Here is a 1,920-nt window from a genome sequence, read left to right as displayed (position 1 = left end):
TAAATTAAGACAAGATGGTCAGCAAAATCATTATGTGCTGGAATTCTTATTTGATAAGAGAAAAAATGATTTTATATTGGTTAATACTTACCAGTTGCTATATTTAAATTATTGTGGTCACGAACTAGACTCTATCAAAAATATTGACCCTCCAACTACACATAACCTATTATCGTCAATCAACTTTGGAAAAGTTAATCAAAAATTATTTTCGACTGGTTTCTACAAAGGCGAAAAGATAATTCCTGACATTTTGTTAGATAAGTATCAGCGACTAATGGATAAAGATACTCCTAACAAACAGGCGATCGTCGAATCACTCATTCAAACTAACGAGTCTGATGATGGTGATAGATGTATGCCTGAAGAGTACATCGATGCCCTTTACTACTACGAAGACAATATAGAGTTATCAAATAACCTGGCTTTTTACTTTGGACAGTATGGCTATCACAATGAAGCCATAGAGCTGTTAGATTCTGTCATAAGCTCTCATCCTAACAGAGTAGTAGCTTACCTGAATATCGCTGATAACTATCAAGCTATTGGCGATGAAACTAAAGCGGATGAATACTATAAGAAATATTATGAGAAAATGACTAATCTTGGCAAGCAAAAGCTCATTCCAAAGAGAGTACTACAGCGTTGAGATATGGTGTTATTGATAAGTATAGTATATGAATCCTATTTATCAGCGAATTAATAATAAAAGAGGTGATTAATGAGTAAAACCGATAATAAATTTGATAATTTATCTGATAAAGAATTAACAATTATCAAAGCTGTACCTCTTATGGTTGCATTATCAAATGTCAATATTACAAGAAAAACTATTGATATACTTATTGATAGGCATACACAAAGCTCAGAATCGACACTAGGTACTATATCGATACCAAAATTTAATTTTGACGCCTACACCCTTGAAAGAGCTGGACCTGATACAACTACTAGAGGTCAAAAAAAGAAATTTCCTATAGGCACCTATCAAGTAAGATGGCATGCTACTGCACTCAACCAGTGATTCCCTTCTTCTTTCAACCTCTATAACGCAGAGGTTCCTGCTGACCGATATATATTAATTCACATTGGAAACTACCCTAAGAATAGTGATGGTTGTATATTATTAGGAAGTACGCAAAGTGCTAATTTCGTGGGTACCAGTGCAGAAACCATTTATACTTTTTACGACTTATTTAAAGACGTTGATATCACTAAAGTCAGAGTCATAATCACTGAGAGCTATTAAATGAAAGTACTTATATCTTTATTGCTAACAATGACCTTTGCTTTAGCTGCGTGTGATAGCACAGGCCATAGCACGCCACCTAAAACCAAGAGTCCTATTGATAGTATTGATACTTCTCAGCAGGCGATGCCTAGTATTCCATTACATTTTAAAGATGCTAATGAGTTTCAGTTGTTTCTTGATACCAGTCAGTATAGCGACCACGAAAAAATAGATATGATTAGCAAGTTTTTCGATAATATTTCTCGTTATTCGACCACTGAGTTGACTCATTCATTTGCTAGCATTGGTGCAAACATTCAGTGGAATGTTGATTTAATCTCACAGTTTGAACACAATATGCAGCATTTCATCATAGATAATCCAGAAATGTTGATTGCCATCAGCAATCATTTGACCAATGATGAGTTAAAACATTTTACCCAGTTTTACGATAGCAACGTCATCTGGAATGATGAACTCCCTAGTGAGTTGTATTATCTTAAAACGCATGACCCACAATTTTTTAAAATATTTATCGATACGTTTTATGAACGTTATCAAGCCATGTCTAAAAATAAACTCGACCAGAACTACATCGTTACTGACAGTGATGGTGATACTAATATTAGAGAGCAAGCAAATACCCAATCCGATATAGTCGGAACGATAGATAATGATCAACTTGTCAC

General features: G+C 34.4%; 2 protein-coding genes and 1 pseudogene. All 3 read left to right on the top strand.

Translation table 11 applies throughout. The features are described 5' to 3' along the window. A partial coding sequence (locus tag ACT3QP_RS14675; protein ID WP_444526009.1) for a tetratricopeptide repeat protein occupies positions 1 to 649 on the top strand: 649 nt, incomplete at its 5' end. Between the two features lie 72 nt (positions 650 to 721). After that, positions 722 to 1,249, top strand: a pseudogene (locus ACT3QP_RS14670) (DUF5675 family protein). Next, positions 1,250 to 1,920: hypothetical protein (locus ACT3QP_RS14665; RefSeq protein WP_444526008.1), on the top strand; the 671-nt coding region annotated here is incomplete at its 3' end. It lies immediately after the preceding pseudogene.

The organism is Psychrobacter sp. AOP7-B1-24, assembly GCF_052376215.1.
In the GTDB taxonomy this organism is placed as follows: Bacteria; Pseudomonadota; Gammaproteobacteria; order Pseudomonadales; family Moraxellaceae; genus Psychrobacter.
Note: the sequence above shows the minus strand (reverse complement) of the source record. Positions and strands in the feature narration are given on the sequence as shown.